The sequence below is a fragment of the Micromonospora sp. WMMD735 genome, assembly GCF_049178995.1.
In the GTDB taxonomy this organism is placed as follows: Bacteria; Actinomycetota; Actinomycetes; order Mycobacteriales; family Micromonosporaceae; genus Micromonospora; species Micromonospora wenchangensis.
Window position 1 is genome coordinate 692,691 of record NZ_JBMHMJ010000002.1, and the last position, 21,637, is coordinate 714,327.

Consider the following 21,637-nt stretch of genomic DNA (forward strand, 5'->3'; position numbering starts at 1 on the left):
TGTTTTATGCATGTGACCCACGTCACATCTTGCCGATTCGAGCATGGTCCACAAGCAGGGACTCCTTCTTGTTAGCGTTCTCATTCACCACCCCACGGCGAACCTGCGTATTGACCATGAGGAACGCGGAAACGTACTCTCTTGGCAATCCCACATCCGCATTGGACGGTTGCTTTCCAGGGCTGACGACTGATCGGAGCAGGCCCATGTTCGATGTAATCGTTGTCGGTGCACGCTGCGCGGGTTCGCCCGTGGCAATGCTATTGGCCCGGCAGGGCCACCGGGTTCTGATGGTCGACCGCTCCTCCTTTCCGAGCGACGCGGTGTCGACCCACTACATCCACCAGGCCGGGCTGTCCCGCCTCCAGGCGTGGGGACTGCTCGACGAGGTGATCGACGCGAAGACGCCGGCCATCCGGACGATGAACTACGCCAACCACGGCATCCCGCTGATCGGGTTCGCCGACCCGATCGACGGGATCGACGCCGTCTACTGCCCGCGTCGGGTCGTGCTCGACGAGATCCTGGTCAACGCGGCCCGCCGGGCCGGCGTCGAGGTCCTGGAGCAGTTCACCGTCTCCGACCTGGTCTTCTCCGACGGTCGGGTGGTCGGCATCCGGGGCCGCGAGGGCGACGGGCCGGAGCAGGAGTTCCGGTCCACGGTGGTGGTCGGCGCCGACGGCTTCCACTCGACGGTGGCCCGGAAGGTCGGCGCGGAGCTGTACAACGTGCGGCCCGCCGCCGGGTTCACCTACTACTCCTACTACAGCGGCCTGGACTGGGGCCTGCACCACAAGACCGGCTTCCACGAGCAGTGGTTCGGCACCTGGCCGACCAACGGCGACGTCAACATGGTCGCCGTCATCTGCACCCGCCGGCAGCTCAAGGAGTTCCGGCAGGACCCCGAGGCGCGTTTCCTGGCCGTCTTCGACGACGTCGAGCCGGAGATGGGCGCGCAGCTGCGCGAGCAGGGCCGGCGCGAGGAACCGCTGCGGCCGATGCGCTACCCGGACAACTACTACCGCCGCTCGCACGGCCCCGGCTGGGCGCTGGTGGGCGACGCCGGCTACCACAAGGACCCCATCACCGGGTGGGGCATGACCGACGCCTTCCTGCACGGCGAACTGCTCGCCGACCGCATCCACGAGGCGCTCTCCGGCGAGCGGACCATGGACGACGCCCTCGCCGACTACGTCAAGGTGCGCGACGAGGAGAGCGCGCCGGTCTACGACTACACCACGGCGATGGCCGAGCTGACCCTCGACCCGTACCTGGAGGCGGTGCTCGGCGCGATCAGCACCAGCCGGGAGTGGACCACCAAGATGCTCGGCATGATCGCCGGCGGGGTCGAGGGGCACGAGCTGTTCGCCCCCGACAACCTGGACCGGATCTACGACGACGCCGGCGTACCCCAGCACAAGCGGATCTACGAACCGTCCTGATCGGCGTGAGGCCGCGCGGGACAGCGCGGCACGACGGTGGAGGACGTCCCCCCGTCCTCCGCCGTCCGTTCGTGGCACTTGACCCCCCCGGAGGAGGCAGGCAGATGACGCGCGCGTCCAGCATGTTCGATCTCATCGGCCAACAGGACGACCAACGGCCGTACTACGACACCGGCGGCCGTGGCCGGTCCCACGCGTTCTACACCGGCGAGGAGCAGCACCAGCGGGAGCTGGAACGGATCTACCGCCGCCGCTGGCTGCCGGTGGACCACGTCTCCCGGTTCACCGAGAAGGGCTCCTACGCGACCCTGACCATCGGCACCGGCTCCATCCTGATCATCAACGGCGACGACGGCATCCAGGCGTACCACAACTACTGCCGCCACCGGGGGTACCGGCTGGTGGAGGAGGCCGCCGGCAAGCGGCAGAGCATCGTCTGCATCTACCACTGCTGGGTCTACGACCGCAACGGCAAGCTCAAGAGCTTCAACGGCACGTACTTCGACCACTTCTTCGACAAGGAGAAGAACGGCCTGCTGCCGGTGCGTACCGAGATCCGGTTCGGGGTCGTCTTCATCACCTTCTCCGACGACGCCCCCGACCTCGACGCCTCCCTCGGCGAGTTCGGCGAGTTCGCCCGGGTCTACGAGCTGGCCGACCTCAAGTGCGTGCAGGCCAAGGACTACCCGGTCGCGTCCAACTGGAAGCTGGTGGCGCACAACGTCAACGAGAGCCTGCACTTCCCGACGGCGCACAAGGACCTGCACCGGATCACCGACTTCGACGACGCGGGCACCTACGAGCTCAAGGGCGACATCGTCGGGGCGTGGCAGGTCATCCGGGACAAGTACAACTCGGTGTCGATGACCGGACGTAGCGACCGGGCACCCATGCCGCTGGTCCCGGACGCCGACCTCAAGAAGATCAACTGGATCACCATCCTGCCGAACCTGCTCTTCGGCTTCACCGCCGACTACGTGATGATGCAGTGGGTCTGGCCGGAGAGCCCGAGCACCTGCTACGTACGGCACTTCTGGCTGTTCCACCCCTCCGAGACGGCCCGCAGCGACTTCTCGCACGAGGCCGTCTTCGCGCTCTGGGACAAGGCCAACTACGAGGACTGGGAGATGTGCGAGCGGACCCACCGCGGCCTGTCCAACCCGCTCTGGTCACCCGGCCAGCTCTCCCTGGACGAGGAGGTCGTCTCCCAGATCGACGCCTGGGTGGCGCGTGAGACGGCCGACTCCGTCGACACCGAGGGATGACGGCCGTGGTCAACTGCTTCCTCATCGGCGGCACCCGGGTCCTGGCCCGCTGTGCCGACCAGCTCGTCGCGGCCGGGGTACGGATCGAGGGCGTCTTCACCGACGAACCGGTCGCCACCGCCTGGGCGGACGCGCACGACGTCCCGGTGCTCGACCCGCACGCCGACCTCGCCGCCGCGCTCACCGCCACCGGGGTCGACTACCTGTTCAGCATCGTCAACTTCCGGATCCTGCCCGGCCCGGTGCTGGCGCTGCCGCGGGTCGCCGCGATCAACTTCCACGACGGTCCACTGCCCCGCTACTCCGGCAGCAACGTCGCCGCCTGGGCGCTCTACGAGGGGGCGGCCCGGCACGCCGCGACCTGGCACCGGATGACCGAGACGGTCGACGCCGGCCCCGTGCTGCTGGAGCGGTGGTTCCCGGTGCGCACCCACTCCACCGCGCTGTCCCTGACCTACGAGACCGCCGAGGTGGGCATCGCGCTCTTCGCCGACCTCGTCCCGCACCTGCTGCGGCGCGCACTGCCCGAACCGGTCGACACCGCCGACCGTGAGCGCCGCTTCTACCACCAGCGCGACCGGATCGCCGGCGGCGGGCTCATCCACGCCGGCACCTCCGCCGTCGAGGCCGAACGCATCGCCAAGGCCCTCGACTACGGCACGTTCCCCAACCCGCTCGGGGTGCCGGCCCTGGTCACCGCCCAGGGCGCGGTGTTCACCAGGCAGATCCGGCGCATCCCCCGCGAGGACCCGCCGTCGGTGACCGTCGCGACGGCCGTGACCGACTCCGCGATCACCCTCTCCACCCCCGACGGCGACCTGCTGCTGAGTGACTTCACGGCCACCGACGGCAGCGCGCTCAGCGGCCGGGCCGTGGCCCAACGGCTGGGCATCGCACCGGGCCGGCCGCTGCCGGCCGCGCCCCCCGGGCGGTTGGCGGCGATCGCCGAGGCACAGGGACCACTGCGCCGGCACGAGTCCTGGTGGAAGGCCCGGCTGACCGACCTGCGGCCCGCTCCGCTGCCCGCCCAGGACTTCTCCGCCGCGTCCGCGCACTACGGCCGGTACGAGCTGGCGTACCTGCCCCGGTCGTGGGCCGAGACGGTCACCGTCATCCGCGCCTTCCTCGCCGTCCTCGCCGAACGGATGGAGGCGCCGAGCTTCGACTTCGCCTGGTCGGCCTCGGCCGCACCGGCACTGGCCGAGGCGACCCACGGGCTCGCCGTCGCCCGCGTCCCGGTCCGTTTCGACGCCGCCGCCGCCGACGAGCTGGCCGCCCGGCTCGACGAGGCGACCGCCCGCCACGGGTACGCCACCGACCTGGAGGTACGCCTCGGCCTGGCGTTCCGCCCGGTCGGCTCCGACGGGCCGACCTTCACCCGGATCGCCGTCCTCCAGCGGCACCCCGACGACGAGGCGGCCACCGAGCCGGACACCGAGATCGCCCTGCTCTGCCTGCACGACGGCCCGCCCACGGTCTTCGTCCGGGAAACCGCCATGTCCGCCGACGAGGCGCTGGAGTTCGCCGAGCGGGTCGAGGACCTCGCCCTCGGGGCCATGCTCCTCGGCACCGCCGCGCCGATGCCCGCCCCCGCCCCGGCACCGGTCCCCGCCGACGACGACGCGCCGACGACGGCCGGACCCGCGCCGACCGACGGGTCCGCGCCAGCCCCGACCGCCGATCCGCTCGCCGCCGCCCCGCCCGACGTCGCGACGTACCCGGAGCACGCGCCGGAGCCCGTCGTCCCCGTACCCACCGTGCTGGACCTGGTCGCGGCGACCGTGGCCGCCCGACCGGACGCCGTCGCGATCCGCAGCGGGTCCCGCCGGATCGACTACGCCACCCTGGACGCCTGGGCCGACGCCATCGCCGCCCACCTGTACGACCAGGGGCTCGGCGCCGGGTCCGTCGTCGGCCTGCTGACCGAGCGCGGCCCCGACCTGGTCCCGGCCATGCTCGGCATCCTCCGGGTCGGGGCGGCGTTCCTGCCGCTCGACCCGAACTACCCGGTGGAACGGCTGCGCCGCTACGCGCAGGTCGCCGAGTGCGACCTGATCCTCGCCGACGAACACAGCCTCGCGTGCGGCGAGGCGGTCGGGCCGGTGCTGCCGATCCCCGGCCCGGACGGCTCCGCGCTGGCCGTGCCGCCCACCGTCACCGGCGCGGACCTCGCCTACGTGCTGTTCACCAGCGGGTCGACCGGGGAGCCGAAGGGGGTGGAGATCGGGCACGCGGCCCTGGCGAACTTCCTGACCGGCATCGGGGAACGGCTCGACGTCACCGGGACCGACACCGTGCTCGCGCACACCACCGTCGCCTTCGACATCTCCCTGCTGGAACTGCTGCTGCCGCTGACCGTCGGCGCGACCGTGACTCTGGCGTCCCGGGCGGTGGCCCGCGACCCGCACCGGCTCGCCGACCTGATCGGCGAGGTCACCGTCGCCCAGGCCACCCCGAGCATGTGGCGGCTGCTGCTGGAGACCGGCTGGACGCCGACGTCCCGGCTCACCGTCCTGTCCGGCGGCGAGGCCCTAGTGCCGGCGACCGCCCAGCAACTGCACGGCACCGCCCGCGCCCTGTGGAACCTCTACGGCCCCACCGAGGCGACGATCTGGGCGTCGGCCCACCGGGTCGAGTCGGTCGGCGCGTTCCTGCCGCTGGGCGAACCGCTGCCCAACCTCGCCCTGCACGTGCTCGACACCGACCTGGAGCCCGCCGACACCGGCGAGCTGTACCTGTCCGGTGTCGGCCTGGCCCGGGGCTACGTCAACCGTCCGGACCGGACCGCCGAGGTGTTCCTCACCCACCCGGTCACCGGTCAGCGGCTCTACCGCACCGGGGACACCGTCCGGCGGCACGCCGACGGCGCGATCGAGTGGCTGGGCCGGGCCGACTCGCAGGTCAAGGTGCGGGGCAACCGGATCGAACCGGCCGAGATCGAACGCGTCCTGGCGGAGTACCCCGGCGTCACCGCCGCCGCCGTCATCGCCGTCGCCTTCGAGGGCCGGGGCGAACCGCGGCTGACCGCGTACCTCGTCGGCGAGCGGACCCTGGTCAAGGCGGAGCTGGACGCCTTCGTCGGCGGGCGGCTGCCCGAGTACATGGTGCCGGACGCCTACGTGCGGCTCGACGCGATGCCGTTGACCGACAACGGCAAGATCGCCCGCAACCGGCTGCCCCAGCCGGACCGGCACACCATCATCCGCACCGGCGTCCCCTCCGTCGCGCCCGCCGCGCCCCCGGCCGTCACCGCAGCCACCCCCGAACCGGCCGTCGGGCCGGAGCCGACCGCGCCGGAGCGGACCGTCGCGTCCGAGCCCGCCGTCGTCCCGGAGCCGACCGTCGCGCCGGAGCAGCGCATCGCGCGGGTGTTCGCCGCCGTGCTCGGTCACGACGAGTTCCTGGTCACCGACAACTTCTTCGACCTCGGTGGGGACTCGGCCAACGTCACCCGCGCGGCGCTGGCGCTCACCGAGGAGTTCGGCGTCGCGGTGAGCCCACCGGCCATCTTCGCCACCGGCACCCCCGAACGGCTCGCCGAACTGCTCCAGCCCGCGGCCGGCACGCCCGCACGCTCCCGCCCCGACACCACCGGGGCGACCCCCGAGCAGGCCGTCGTCGCTGCCGCCGAGGCGGTCGTCGCCGCCCGTGCAGCCACCACCGACACGGCCGTCGACCGTACCGGCGACGCCGCACCGGACCCGGCGCACCCCGCCCCGGCCGGTACGACCCGCGGACCGCAGGCCACCACCGGCGACCCGGCCGCACCCGGCACCGTACGAAAGGACCCGTCCCGCCGGCACGCCCCGGCGAACGCCTCCGGGACCCCGGCACCCGACACCGTCGAGGAGCCGCTCGCCGTCATCGGGTTGGCCTGCCGGTTCCCCGGCGCGGCCACCCCCGACGAGTTCTGGGCCAACCTCGCCGAGGGGATGTCCAGTGTCGGCGACGCGCCGACCGGACACCGGGGCTGGGGTCACCTCTGGTCCGCCACCGACGAGGTGCCGACCGGCTGGATCGACCGGGTCGAACACTTCGACGCCGCCCGGTTCCAGCTCACCGACCGCGAGGCCCGACGGCTGGATCCGTTGCAGCGGCTGCTGCTCAGCGTCACCGACGAGGCCCTGGAGAGCTGCGGCCACACCGCCGCCTCCCTCGGCACCGCCACCGGTGTCTTCGTCGGCACCATCGCCAGCGACTTCCCCGAACTGGTGGCGGGCAGCATCGGGGCCGGCGACCCGCACGTGGCCACCGGCACGGCGGTGTCGATGGTCGCCAACCGGCTCTCGCACGCCTTCAACTGGTCGGGGCCGAGCTTCGCCGTCGACACGGCCTGCTCGTCCTCGCTGGTCGCCCTGCACCAGGCGGCCATGCACCTGCGCGCCGGGGAGGTGGACGCGGCCGTCGTCGGCGCGGCCAACCTGGTGCTGACCCCCACCAAGACCCGGTCCTTCCTCCGCAACGGCATGCTCTCCCCGACCGGCGTGTGCCGCGCCTTCGACGACGACGCCGACGGGTACGTCCGCGGCGAGGGCTGCGGGGTCGTCGTCCTCAAGCGGCTCGCCGACGCCGAACGCGACGGCGACCCGGTCCTCGCGGTGGTCCGTGGGTCCGCGGTGAACCACACCGGTGCCGCCGGATTCCTGACCGCGCCGAGTAGCACCGCCCAGCAGGCGGTGATCCGCAGCGCCATGCGGCGGGCCGGCGTCGAGGCGGACGGGGTCGGCTACATCGAGGCGCACGGCACCGGCACGCAGCTCGGTGACCTGATCGAGTTGGAGGCGTTGCAGGCGGCCCTGGGCGCGGCGCGACCCGGCACGGTGGCGGTCGGCTCGGTGAAGACGAACATCGGTCACCTCGAACCGGCCGCCGGGATCGCCGGCCTGATCAAGACGATCCTCGCGCTCCAGGCGGACCGGATTCCGCCCTCGGCCCACCTCACCTTCCCGAACCGGGCGTTCCGCTTCGAGAACTCGCCGCTGTTCGTCCCGGACCGGCTCGTCCCGTGGGTCGGGCCCCGGGTCGCCGGGGTCAGCAGCTTCGGCTTCGGCGGGGTCAACGCGCACGCCGTCCTCGCGGCGGCCCCGTCGCCGACCCGGGTGCCCGCCCGGACCGGCACCGGCCTGCTCACCCTCTCGGCGGGCTCCGAGGAAGGGCTGCGTACCCTCGCCGAGCGGCTCGTGCACCTGCTCCGGTCGCCGTACTGCCCGCCGCTGGCCTGGATCTGCGTGGCCAGCCGGCAGCGGCCGGCGGCGACGTACCGGCTCGCCTGCGTGGTGGACACCGTCGAACAGCTCGACGACAAGCTGATGCTGTTCCTCGCCCGCGCCGAGGGCACCCGGAACCTCTACACCGGGGTCGTCCCCACCCCGTCGGGGCGGACCCTGCCCCCGCTGGGCGACGCGCCCGGACGGGACGCCCTCGACACGGCGGCCCGCCGCTTCGTGGCCGGCGACGGCCTGGTGGCCGAGGAACGCGCCCCGGTGCGCTTCCCCACCGCCCCGCACGAGGAGAAGCACCTGTGGTTGGCGCCCGCGTCGACGCCGGCGCGGCTCCCGGTGGCCGGTGCCCCGGCGACCACGCCACCCGGGACGTGGACCGAACACCCGGAGGCCCGGGAACACGTGGTGCTGGGCGACCCGACGCTGCCCGGCGCCGGCTACCCCGGCAAGGTCGCCGAGCTGCTCGGCCGGGACGCCTTCACCCTGCGGGACCTCACCTTCCGGGCCACCGTACGGCCGCCGGCGACGCTGACCGCCGAGCGGCACGGCACCCGGGTCACCTTCCGCGACGGCACCACCGCCGTCGTCTGCGACCTGGAGGTGGCCGACCCCGAACCGGTCGATCCGACGCCCACCCCACCGGCTGCCACCGTCGGGCTCACCCCGGTCGACCCCGACGGCATGTACCGCGACTTCGACCGCAACGGCCTGCGGTACGGTCCGAGCTTCCGCTGCGTACGCCAACTGTCCACGGCGGACGGTGTGGCGACCGGCACCCTGCGGGTCGACGCCGGAACCGACGCCGGCCCGGTGGACGCCCGGCTGCTCGACGGCGCCTTCCAGGTGGCCCTCGCCGCCTGCGGGGCACAGGGCCTCTACGTGCCGTTCACCGTCTCCCGGCTGACCGTGTGGGGCCCGCTCACCGGCGAGGTACGCGTGCACGCCCGCCGGGACCGGGGCAGTGCGCCCGACGCCGGGCTGCTCACCGCCAGTCTGGTGATACTCGACGGCGACCGGCCGGTGCTCACCGCCCGGGGCGTCACCTGGCGTCGGATCTCCCCGGCCCCGCCGCCCACCCCGCCCGCCGGGGCGGGTGCGCACGACCGGGCCCGGTTCGACGGCACCGCCCCGACCGGCGTCCCCGGGCACCGTGGCACCCCGCCCGGGTCCGCCCCGGTCCACGGTGCCGGCGGCAACGGTCGGGTCCCGGCCGCGTCCGGACCCGGCACCGCCGCAGCGGCCCCCCTGCCCGTCAACGGCACCGCGGTCCCCCTGCCCGTCAACGGTGCCGGCGGTGCCGGCGACCTCGGCCGGACGCTGGCCCGGTGGATCGCCGAGGGCCTGGAGACCGACGTCGAGACCCTCGAACTGGACCGCCCGTTGGAGGCCCAGGGACTCGACTCGATGCTGGCCGTCTCGCTCGCCCAGGACATCCGCACCCGGCTCGGCGTGGACATCCCGGTCACCCTGCTGTTCGAGGTGGGGACGGTGGAGAACCTCGCCCGGGAACTGCGCGACTCGTACGGCGTCACCGCCGTACCCGGTGCCGCGTCGACGCCCGGCGCGGTGCCACCCGTCCCGGGCGACGGTTCTCCCGCCGAGGTGCCGGTCGCGCCGACGGCCGACCTACCCCCGGTCGACCTGCCCACGACGGCGGCTCCGGCGGCTCCGGCTCCCGCCCCGGCTCAGCTCGCCCCGGCTCAGGACCCGGTGGGTCCGGCTGCGGTGACACCGGTCGCGGTGGCGACCTCGACGGCTCCGGACCGGCACGACATCGCCATCGTCGGCATCGACGGCGTCTTCCCCAACGCCAGCAACCTCGACGAGCTGTGGGAGGTGCTCACCAGGGGCGAGGACTGCCTCCGCGAGGTCCCGAAGTCCCGCTGGGACATCGACGACTACTACTCCGACGCGGCGGAGCCCGGCACCGTCTACCTGCGCCGGGCAGGCTTCGTCGACGACCTGACCGACTTCGACGCGCCGTTCTTCCGGATCTCACCGGCCGAGGCCCAGTGGATCGACCCGCAGCAGCGCCACCTCATCCAGTCGGCCTGGCGCGCGCTGGAGGACGCCGGCCTGTCGGGTCGTACGGCCGGCCGGTCGACAGGCGTGTTCGTCGGCGCGAGCTACCAGCACTACCGGGACATGGTCGTCGGGGACGTGGTGCAGACCGCCGCCGGGCTGGGCAACCACAACGCGATCCTGGCGAACCGGGTGAGTTATTTCCTGGATCTGTCGGGGCCGAGCATGACGATCGACACGTTGTGTTCGTCGTCGTTGGTGGCTCTGCACACCGCGGTACGCAGCATCCGTAACGGCGAGTGCGACCAGGCCATCGTCGCCGGAGTCCACCTGGCCATGTCCCCGCAGTACTTCCAGCTCGGCTCCCGCCTGCGCTCGTTCTCCGCGACGGGTGCGTCGCGGGCGTTCGATGCGGGGGCGGATGGGTTCGTGCCGGGTGAGGGTGTGGTGACGGTGGTGGTGAAGCCGTTGGCCGATGCGGTGCGGGACGGGGATCGGGTGCGGGGGGTGATTCGGGGTTCGGCGGTGAATCACGGTGGTCGGACGAGTGGGTTGACGGTGCCGAGTAGTGCCGCGCAGCGGGAGGTGATTGTGGCGGCGTTGCGGGATGCGGGTGTTGGTCCCGATGGGATCGGGATGGTGGAGGCGCATGGGACGGGGACGTCGTTGGGTGATCCGATCGAGGTGGAGGGTTTGACGCGGGCGTGGCGGGGGTTTACGTCGCGGACGCAGTTCTGTGCGATCGGTTCACTCAAGTCGAATATTGGTCATTTGGAGCCGGCGGCGGGTTTGGCGGGGTTGGTGAAGGTGTTGTTGTCGTTGGAGCACGGGGTGGTGCCGGCGACGTTGCATGTGGTGCGGCCGAATGACCATATCCGGTTCGAGGACACGCCGTTCTTCGTGGCGGACAAGCCGGTGCCGTGGCCCCGCGTCGCGGGCGCGCCCCGTCGGGCGGCGGTGTCGGCGTTCGGGATGGGTGGGGTGAACGCCCATGTGATCGTGGAGGAGGCGCCGCTTCCGGCCGTTCGGGAAGCCCTGCCGCAGGGGTCGTTTGTGGTGAAGGTTTCTGCGGCGAGTGAGGAGGGGGTGCGTCGGTTGGCGGACGGGTATGCGCGGTTGTTGTCGGGTGTGGATTCGTCGGTGTTGGGTGATGTGGGTTTCACGGCGAATGTGGGTCGTGCGTCGCATCGGTTCCGGGTGGCGGTGCAGGGTGTTGACGGGTCGGAGTTGGCCGCTGGGTTGGGTGCGGTGGCGGGTGGGGATCGGCCGGTGGCCCGGTTGTCGAATGAGCCTCCGGTGTCGGTGTTTCTGTTTTCGGGTCAGGGTTCGCAGTATCCGGGGATGGGTGCGGGGTTGTATGCGGCGGAGCCGGTGTTCCGGGATGCGTTCGATGAGTGCGTCGAGGTGGTGGCGTCGTGTTCGGATGTGCCGTTGCGGGAGGTGGTGTTCGGGGAGCGGGGTGGTGAGTTGGTGCAGACGCGGTTTGCGCAGGTGGGGATCGTGTCGGTGCAGGTGGGGTTGGTGCGGTTGTTGGAGTCGTGGGGTGTTCGGCCGGGGTTGGTGGTGGGTCACAGTGTGGGGGAGTTGACGGCCGCGTGGGCGGCGGGGGTTTTCGGGTTGCCTGAGGTGTTGCGGTTGGCGGTGGTGCGGGGTGGGTTGATGCAGGCGCAACCTGCGGATGGGGCGATGGCGGTGGTGTTCGCCGATGCGGGGTCGGTGGAGGCGGTGTTGCCGTCGTTCCCGGGGGTGGAGATCGCGGCGTTGAATGCTCCGCGCAGTGTGACGATTTCTGGTCCGGTCGGGGCGGTGGAGGCGTTCGGTGTCGGGTCGGGGTTGCGGACGCAGCGGTTGACGGTGAGTCATGCGTTTCATTCGGCGGCGATGGCGGGGGCGGTGGACCCGTTCGCTGAGGCGTTCGGGCGGGCGGTGGTGTCGGCGCCGCAGGTCGGTTTCGCGTCGACGGTGACGGGTGGTTGGCATGACGCCCGGTCGGTGGCCGACGGCGGGTTGTGGGGTTCGGGGATTCGCCGACCGGTGCGGTTCGCTCAGGCGGTCGAGGCGGTCTATGCGGCCGGCGGTCGGGTGTTCTGGGAGGTCGGTGCGCATCCGGTGTTGACCGGGTTGGCGCGGGCGACGCTCACCGACACCGACCTGACGTGGTTGCCGACGCTACGCCGGGACCACGACGACCAGGCGCAGCTTCACACGGCTGTCACGTCGTTCTACAACCAGGGCCACGGCGACCTCGACTGGGCCGGGGTGCATCACGGGAAGGGACACCGCACCACCACCATCCCCACCTACCCCTTCGAGCGCCGGGAGTTGAGCGCGCCCCGGTTCCCCGGTTCCGCCGCGCGACGTCGACCGGAGCCGGAGGCTTCCGTACCCGCAGCAGGTGGTGGGGCAGTCGGCCACCCGTTGTTCGACCGTCACTACGAGCACTGAGCGAGGGACCGTGACGTACCGGGTCGAAACCTACGAGAAGACCTTCGCCGCCCACGAGCCGTTCATCGCCCAGCACCGCTCCGGCGGTCTCGGCATCCTGCCCGCCGCCGTGCAACTGGAGATGGCCCTGCTGGGGGTCGCCCAGCGTCGGGCGTTCCGCCCGCTCGAACTCGTCGACGTCGCCTTCATCAGGCCGTTCACGGTCGCCGACGGCGAGCAGGTCACCGGCCGCCTCGACGTGACCCTCGGGGAGCGGGCCCGGTTCGAGCTGGGTGCGGCGACCCCCGCGGGGCACCGGACGGTCTCCACCGGGTCGGGCGGGCCGATCCCGTCCGACACCCACCCGCCGGCCGCCTGGGCGGTGAGTTGCCCCGTGCCGGTCCCGCCGGAACGCGTCTACGCCGGCTGGTCGGCCGCCGGACTGGTCTACGGTCCGGACTTCCGCACCGTACGCCGGCTCGCCGTCGGCACGGGCACCGCCGAGGCGACCCTGGAGACGGTGGCCCAGCCACTGCCGTGGTACTCCCACCCGCTGCTGGTCGACGGCGTCTTCCAGGTGGTCAGCTGCGCCCTCCAGGACCTCACCGGTGGCGACCCGCCGGGGCCGATGCTCCCGATCGGGGTGGCCCGCCTCGCCCTGCACACCGAGCTGTCCCCGCTCAGCACCGGGGTGACCGTCCGGGCCCGCCGTACCGCCGTGCGGGACGCCTGGTCCGCCGCGGACGCCATCCTGCTCGACGCCGCAGGCCGGGTCGTCGCCGAACTCACCGGGGTGCGGATGCGCCGGTTGCCGGCCCCGCGTCCGGCGACCGGGCAGCTGCTCACCCGGATCGACTGGGCCCCCGCCGACGCCCCCGCCCCCGCAGGGCCGGCGGCCGGCACCTGGGTGGTCATGCACCACGGCGAGCAGGACGGCCCGGGAGCGGCCACCGTACGGGCCCTGCGTGCCGGCGGGGCCCGGGTCGTCGAGGTGCTGCCCGAGCCACCGGCGTCGGGCCCCGGAGCCGACCAGCGGGTCGTCCCGGAGCCCGACGAGCCGGCGTTCGAGCAGCTCTGGGCGGAGCTGGCGGACCCGATCGCCGGGGTGGTGCACCTGTGGAACACCGGCCCGACCCGAGGAGAAGCCACCGAACTGCGCCTGGGCCTCTACTCCTGCCTCGCCGCCCTGAAGACCCTCGGCCAGCGGCAACGCTCCGGGCACTTCCTGGTCGGCACGGAACGCGGCCAACCGGTGGCCGACGGCGACACCCCGGTGCCGGCCCGCGCCGCGCTGTGGGGCCTCGTCCGCACCGCCGCCATCGAGTACCCGGGGCTGCGGCCCCGCCTCGTCGACCTCGACCCCGCCTCGGCCGCCGCCCTGCCGGCCGAGTTGGGCGACGGGGGGCCGGTGGAGACCGGCTACCGCACCGGGGTACGGCACGTGCCGGTCCGCGTACCCCTGGGCGCGTCCGACGGTGGTCGGCCGCCGGTCCGGCCGGGCGGCCGGTACCTGATCCTCGGCGGTCACGGCGGACTGGGCCTGGCGGTGGCCCGCCGCTTCGCCACCGACGGCGCCGGCCTGATCGCCCTGGTCAGCCGGTCCGGCGGCACCGGCACCGACGGGACAGTCCTGGCCGGCATCGAGTCGTACGGCTGTCAGGTGGTCTCGTTCGCCGCCGACGTCGGCGCGCCCGGCGCCCTGGCCGAGGTGGTGCGGGAGATCCGCCACCGCTTCGGTGACCTGCACGGCGTGGTGCACGCCGCCGGTGCGCTGAAGGACGGCCTGCTGCGCGGCACCACCGCCGCGGACGTGGCCGAGGTGCTGCGCCCGAAGGTCGACGGCGCGCACGAGCTGGCCGCCGCCGTCGCCGGCACCGCGCTGGACTTCGCCGTGCTGTTCGCCTCGGTCTCCGGCACCTTCGGCAACCTCGGCCAGGGCGGGTACGCCGCCGCCAACGCCTACCTCGACGCGTTCGCCCACGCCCGGGGCAACCCGTGGACCAGTGTGGACTGGGGGCTGTGGGGCGAGGTGGGCATGGGCACGGCCGTCGCCGAACAGCTCAGGCGTCGTGGCGTCCGGCCGCTGGGCACCGTCGAGGCGCTCGACGCGTTGATGACCGTCCTGCGCGACGACGTCCGGCAGGTCGTCATCGCCCACCCCGACGCCGCACCGGCCGGCGGGTCCGTCGGCAGCGGGGAGACCCCGGGTGCCGGCACGCCCCCCGCACCGCCGGCCCCCGCCCGACCGGCACCGACCGCCGCCGGGCCGGGTGCGTCCCCGGGCGGTTCGTCCGGCAGCGCCGACACCGACGCCGGGCGCACCGAGGACGGGCTCGCCGACTTCCTCGCGGAGCGGCTGGGCCTCGACGACCTCGACCGGACCGCCCCGCTGACCGACTACGGCATCAACTCGATCCTGAGCGTCGAGCTGGCCGAGGAGCTGTCCCGGCGGTGGGCGGTCGCCCTCCCGGCCACCCTCTTCCTGGAGTACGGCGACTTCGCCGAGCTGGCCGGGGCGCTCGCCACCCGGTACGGCGCCCGGCCACCCGCCCCGCAACCGGCACCGGCCACCGCGGCGTCCCCGCCGGCCACCGCCGGGCCCTCCCCGGTCGGTGTCGCCTCCCCGGCCGATGCCGCCGGGCCGGCGCAACGGCGGGCCGGCGACATCGCCGTGGTGGCCGTCTCCGGCGACCTGCCCGGCGGACGCGACCTGGCCGACCTGTGGCCGATGCTGCGCGCCGGCGCGGACGCCTTCACCGAGATCCCGCCGGACCGCTGGAACATCGACGACCACTACCAGCAGCGCGGCCCCGACATGACGGGCACCTACTGCCGCAGCGGCGCGTTCGTCGCCGGGATCGACCGCTTCGACCCGAAGTTCTTCGGCATCGCCGTGCGGGAGGCCGAGGAGATGGACCCGCAGCAGAAGCTGCTGCTGGAGCACGCCTGGTCGGTGGTGGACGGCAGCGGGCTCGCCGGCCGGCGGGACATCGGCGTGTTCGTGGGGGCCACCTACACCCACCACCGCGACGCGCAGGGGCTGGCGGCCGTCGGCCCGCACACCGCGCTGGGCTCGATGAACGCCGTACTGGCCAACCGGATCTCCTACGCCCTGGACCTCACCGGCCCCTCGCAGACCGTCGACACGCTCTGCTCGTCGTCCCTGGTCGCCCTCCAGCAGGCGGTGGTCAGCCTGCGTACCGGGCAGTGCGGCGCGGCCATCGTCGCCGCCTGCCACGTCGGGCTGACGCCCTGGTACTACCGCAGCCTCAGCCAGCTCGGCGCACTGTCGCCGACCCGGCCCCGGCCGTTCGACGACCGGGCCGACGGGTTCGTGCCCGGCGAGGGCGCGGTGGCCGTCATGCTGAAACGACTCGACGACGCCGAACGCGACGGTGACCGCATCCACGCCGTGATCCGGGGCGCGGCGGTCAACCACGGTGGACGCGGCAGCGCCCTGCCCGTGCCGCGCAGCGAGTCGCAGGTCGCGGTGATCCGGGCCGCGCTGGCCGACGCGGCGCTCACCCCGGCCGACGTCTCCCTGGTCGAGACGCACGGCACGGCCACCCGGCTCGGTGACCCGATCGAGATCGCCGCCCTGGCCGAGGTCTTCGACGGCGACCGGCCCGAACCGTGCCAGCTCGGCTCGGTCAAGGCGAACATCGGTCACCTGGAACCGGCGAGCGGCCTGGCCGGCCTCGCCAAGGTGCTGCTCTGCCTCGAACACGGTGAGATCCCGCCGCTGGCCGGGTTCGCGACGCTCGGCGCGCACATCACCCTGCCCCCGGGCCGGCTGGCCATCCCGACCGCACCGCAGCCGTGGCGGGCCACCGGGCCACGCCGGGCCGGCATCAGCGCCTTCGGCATGGGCGGAACGAACGCCCACGTCGTCGTCGAGGAGTACACCCCCGCCCCGGCCGCCCGGCCCGCCGACGGGCCGGTGCGCGAGCACCTGCTGGTGCTGTCGGCGCACACTCCCGAGCTGCTGACCCGGCGGGTCGCGGACGTACGGCGGATGATCGAGGCGGACGACACGGTCGACGTCGGGGCGCTGTGCTTCTCGGCCTCGGTGGGGCGGGTCCACCTGCCGTACCGGGTCGCCGTGCTCGGGGCGAGCGGGGCGGCCCTCGGCGCGGGCCTGCGCCGGGCGCTGCGCCTCGGGTCCGAGCTGCCGGGCACGGTGCTGCGCGGCGACACGGTGCTCGCCGGTGACCAGGTGCCGGTCGGGCCGGACCTCGCCGAACGGTTGGCGCGCCACCTGCCGTGGCCCGCCGAGCGGATCGCCGCCGAGCTGCGTACCCCCGACGGCGGGCTGCTCACCGCGCTGGCCGGCTGGTACGTCGCCGGCCGGGACGTCGACTGGCGACCGTTGTACGACGGCACCCGCCCGCGCCGGCTCGCCCTGCCGCCCTACCCGTTCCGGGACCGCGCCGACCGGGCGTCCGCCCGGCCGGTCCCCGAGCCGTCGACGCCGCTTCCGGCGGTCGCCCCGGACCCGGCGGACGCGGACCGGGAACCCGGGCTCGACCGGCTGCTGGACGCCCACCGGGTCTTCGGCCGGCAGACGGTGCCGGCGGCGCTCCTCGTCACCAGGGGGTTCGCCACCGCCGCCGTCCTGGAGCGGCTCGCCTTCACCGCCCGGGGCACCGGGCACCACCGGCTCACCGTGGACACGACCGCCGGCGACACCGTGACGTTCCGCTACGGCGGCCAGGTCATCGGCCATCTCACCGCCGGCGCGGTCCGGCCGCAGGGACCACCTCCCGCACCGCTGCCGGTGGACCGGGAGTACGCCGCCCACCCCCGCACGCTCGACCCGGCCGGCCTGTACGCGTGGTTCGCGGCGCAGCGGGTCGACTTCGGCGCGGCGCTGCGGGTCGTCGGTCACATCGCGTACGGCACGACCGGGGTGCTCGTCCGGGTCGACCACGCCGACGCGGACCCGGCGGTGCGCGCGGTGGCCGCGCTCGACGCGGCGCTGCAGAGCATGGCGGTCCTGACCCTGGCCGATCCGGCCGCCTCCGCACTGACCTACCTGCCGGTGTCGATCGGCCGGGCGGTGCGCTGGGCGGACCCGGTCGACACCCGGCACGTGCGGCTGCGGCTCACCGGTCAGGATCCCGACGGCAGCCGTCGGGCCGACGTCGTGCTGCTGGACACCGCCGGCCGGGTCCTGGTCTCCCTCACCGACGTGGTCTACCGGCCGGTCGCCGCACCGACCGGCGACCCCGACCAGCCGGCGGACGCTTCCCCGACGGTGGGTGCGGCGGCCCCAGCCGGGCGGCGGCCGGTGACCGCCTTCGCCGTCGAGGAGACCGTCGTCGAGGTGGTCCGCACGGTACTGCGGGACCCGGACGTCACCGCGACCGGTTCGCTCGCCGCGACCGGCATCGACTCGATGCTCGCCACCATGGTCGCCGCCGATCTTCAGGAACGCCTCGGGGTGACGCTGAGCCCGGTGGAGGTGTTGCAGGCGCCCGACTGCCGCGCGCTGGCCGCCGTGGTGGCGTCCGTGCTGCCCGAGCAGGCCCCGCCGACGGCAGGTGTCCCGGCCGTTTCCGCGCCGGGGGAGACCCCGGCGACGGCCGAGCCCGCCGACGCCGCCATCCGTGCCGGCACCGACCAGCAGGCCCCGGCTGCCTCCGCCGCGCGGGACCAGCCGCCCGCCGGGTCGGACGGCGGCGACCGGGGCGACCTGGCCGTCATCGGGATCGCCTGCGCGCTGCCCGGCGCCACCGACCCGGAGGGCTTCTGGTCCCTGCTGGCGCGTGGGGGCAGCGGCATCGGTCCCGCGCCCGCCTTCCGCTGGGCGGAGGGTGGCGACGGGGCCGCGATCGGCGGTTTCCTGGGCCCGATCGACGAGTTCGACGCCCGCTTCTTCGACTTCTTCGCCAAGCAGGCCGAGGTGCTCGACCCGCAGGTCCGCTGGCTGCTGCGCACCGCGTGGGAGGCACTGGAGTCCGCCGGGATCGCCCCGCTGTCCACACCCGCCTCGACCGGCGTGTTCGTCGGTGCCAGCTACCAGCACTACAAGGACTACAACCTCGCCCCGGAGCTGGACGCGCCGAGCGGTTTGGGCAACCACAACGCGTTCCTGGCGAACCGGGTGAGTTATTTCCTGGATCTGTCGGGGCCGAGCATGACGATCGACACGTTGTGTTCGTCGTCGTTGGTGGCTCTGCACACCGCGGTACGCAGCATCCGCAGCGGCGAGTGCGACCAGGCCATCGTCGCCGGGGTGCGGCTGGCCATGTCCCCCCTGCACTACACCGCGATGCGGAACCTGCGGGCCCTCTCCGCGACGGGTGCGTCGCGGGCGTTCGATGCGGGGGCGGACGGGTTCGTGCCGGGTGAGGGTGTGGTGACGGTGGTGGTGAAGCCGTTGGTGGATGCGGTGCGGGACGGGGATCGGGTGCGGGGGGTGATTCGGGGTTCGGCGGTGAATCACGGTGGTCGGACGAGTGGGTTGACGGTGCCGAGTAGTGCCGCGCAGCGGGAGGTGATTGTGGCGGCGTTGCGGGATGCGGGTGTTGGTCCCGATGGGATCGGGATGGTGGAGGCGCATGGGACGGGGACGTCGTTGGGTGATCCGATCGAGGTGGAGGGTTTGACGCGGGCGTGGCGGGGGTTTACGTCGCGGACGCAGTTCTGTGCGATCGGTTCGTTGAAGTCGAATATTGGTCATTTGGAGCCGGCGGCGGGTTTGGCGGGGTTGGTGAAGGTGTTGTTGTCGTTGGAGCACGGGGTGGTGCCGGCGACGTTGCATGTGGTGCGGCCGAATGACCATATCCGGTTCGAGGACACGCCGTTCTTCGTCGCGGACAAACCGGTGCCGTGGCCCCGCGTCGCGGGCGCGCCCCGTCGGGCGGCGGTGTCGGCGTTCGGGATGGGTGGGGTGAACGCCCACGTCATCGTCGAGGAAGCGCCGCTCCCGGCCGACCGGGAACCCCTGCCGCAAGGGTCGTTCGTGGTGAAGGTGTCCGCCGCCACCGAGGACGCGGTACGCCGCCTCGCCGCCGCCTACGCCGACTCCTTCGCGGCCGCCCCCGACGACCGGGCCACCGCCGACCTCTGCCACACCGCCAACGTGGGCCGCTCCTCCCTCGACTACCAGACCGCGGTGAGCGGCCCCACCGGGCAGGTGATCGCCGAGCAGCTCCGGGCGGTCGCCGACGGCCGGGTCCCGATCGCCCGCGTCGACTGCCACCGCCCCGCCGACCCGCTCCCCGCCGACCCGGCGCAGCGGCACGCGGTGGTGGTGGACCAGGTCCGGCAGGGCCGGGCCGACATCGACTGGGCCGCCCTGTCCGTGCCGGGCTCACGGAGCGTCGCGCTCCCCACCTACCCGTTCGACCGGGGCCGCTACTGGCACACCCGCCCCACCGCGACGGTGACCGGGCCCGCCCCGGTCACCACTGTCGACCTGCCCCCGGAGCACACCCCACCGGTGGACCCCGGGCCCGCCGACGGCGGCCACCACGGCAACCCGACGCCGGCACCGGAAGCACTGGTCACCCGATGGCGACCCGCCGACCCACCGCCCGGCGCATCGGCCTACGGGGCCACCGTACGGGTGGTCGTGGCGGACCCGGACCTCGGCGGTGCGGTCTCCGCCGCGCTCGCCGCCAAGGGCGCCGACCTGGCCCCCGACGGGGTGACCCCCCGCGCCCTGGTGGTGGTCGACGCCGTCCCCGGGTCCGCCGACACCGCACCGGACCTGCGCGGGTTCTGGGAGCAGCTCCGCTCCTACGCCGCCACCGTCCCGCCCCGGGGCAGGATGGTCTGGGTCGCACACCGGTCGGTCACCGTCGACGAGACGGACCGGACGCTACTCGACCCCGAGGCCGCCGCACGGGTGTTCGCGGTCCGCGCCGCCGCCGCCGAGAAACGGTTCACCGTCGCCGTGCTCGACCTCGACCCGGCCGATCCGGTCGAGATCCGCGCCCGGCAGGTCGCCGCCGAGTTCGCCGCGATGCGCACCGGTCCCGACACCGTGGTGGCCTACCGCCGTGGCAGCCGGTACACCCCGACCCCGTCCCCGGCCCGGCCCGGACCCCCCGCCGACCTGGCCGGGGACGGGTACCACCTGGTCACCGGCGGCCTCGGCGCGGTCGGCCGGCGACTGGTCACGCACCTGGTGACGCGCGGTGCCCGACGCATCGGCATCCTCGGCCGGTCGCCTGTCGACGGGGCCGCCGAAGACTTCCTGCGCGGGCTGCGCCCGCAAGCCGAGGTGGACTACCAGCGGTGCGACGTCGCCGACCCGGCCGCGTTGACCGCCGCGGCCGCGTCCTTCACCCACCGGTGGGGCCGACTGCGCGGGATCGTGCACTGCTCCGGCGGGGTCAACCAGTTCGGGTCGCTGCGTCGTCGACAGTGGTCGGAGGCGGCCCGGGTGACCGCCCCGAAGGTCGCCGGCTCCCACAACGTGATCCGGCTCGCCCGCACCGAGGGCGCCGACCACGTCGCCCTGGTCTCCTCGATCGCCGGTGCCCTGCCCGACGCCGGCCGTGGTCTGGTGGACTACGCCCTGGCCAACGCGTACCAGTTGGCCCTGGCCGAGCAGGCCGGCGACGACGGGCCGACGGTGACCGCGCACGCCTGGCCGAACTGGTCCGGCATCGGCATGGCGGCGGACGAGTCGTTCTCCGCCGGGCACTCGATCACCCTCGACCAGGCGCTGGCCGGCTTCGACGCGTACCTGCTCACCGGGGGTGCCGTGGTGTTCCCCGGCAGCGCCGTACCGCAGCCGACCACCGTCTCCGCGTCGCCGCAGGCCGCCCACCGGGATACGTCGACCGCGCACCCCGAGCCCACCCCGGCCGACCCCCTCCCGGCTGATGCCGCCGGTGGTGACGCCGCACCGGCCGGGTCGCCGTCGGCCGGCGACCCGGGGGTGGCCTACCGGCTGGTGCGGGACGCCTTCGTCGACGTCCTCGGTGAGGACCCGGGCGACTGCCCCCTGCCCGACCTGGGGCTGGACTCGTTGGTCATCGCCGATCTGACCAGCGCCATCGAGCGGCTCAGCGGGACGACCGTCGACCCCTCGCTGGTGATGCGGTCCCGCACGATGGCCGACCTCGCGGCCCGGCTCACCGACCGGGCCGCACCATCCACCCCGGCATCCGGGACCGACCCGGTCGCCGGTGCGGTGTCGTCCGCGCCCGACCCGGACGGCCCGGTGCCCACGGCGAGCCTCAGCGCCCTGCTGCGGCCACTGCTCGCCACTGGCCGGCAGCCGCGCCACTGACCTGCCCACCGA

At 73.8% G+C, this 21,637-nt stretch carries 4 protein-coding genes; all 4 read left to right on the top strand.

The window, feature by feature from the left end; translation table 11 throughout:
• The first annotated feature begins 206 nt into the window (after positions 1-206).
• The 4 genes from ACN268_RS03140 (at position 207) to ACN268_RS03155 (ending at position 21,625) form a co-directional block, all read left to right on the top strand.
• Entirely contained in the window at positions 207-1,442 is a 1,236-nt protein-coding gene (locus tag ACN268_RS03140; RefSeq protein ID WP_088647641.1) for an NAD(P)/FAD-dependent oxidoreductase, read from the top strand.
• Between the two features lie 104 nt (positions 1,443-1,546).
• Positions 1,547-2,707, top strand: a complete 1,161-nt coding sequence (locus ACN268_RS03145; protein WP_421481633.1) for an aromatic ring-hydroxylating oxygenase subunit alpha — start codon at positions 1,547-1,549, stop codon at positions 2,705-2,707.
• Positions 2,704-12,396 (top strand): amino acid adenylation domain-containing protein, encoded by a 9,693-nt coding sequence (locus ACN268_RS03150; RefSeq protein WP_421481634.1) that lies wholly within the window; start codon positions 2,704-2,706, stop codon positions 12,394-12,396. The genes ACN268_RS03145 and ACN268_RS03150 overlap by 4 nt, the downstream gene beginning before the upstream one ends.
• Before the next feature lie 10 nt (positions 12,397-12,406).
• A complete protein-coding gene (locus ACN268_RS03155; protein WP_421481635.1) occupies positions 12,407-21,625 on the top strand; it encodes an SDR family NAD(P)-dependent oxidoreductase in 9,219 nt (3,072 codons plus the stop codon).
• The last annotated feature ends 12 nt before the right edge of the window (positions 21,626-21,637 follow it).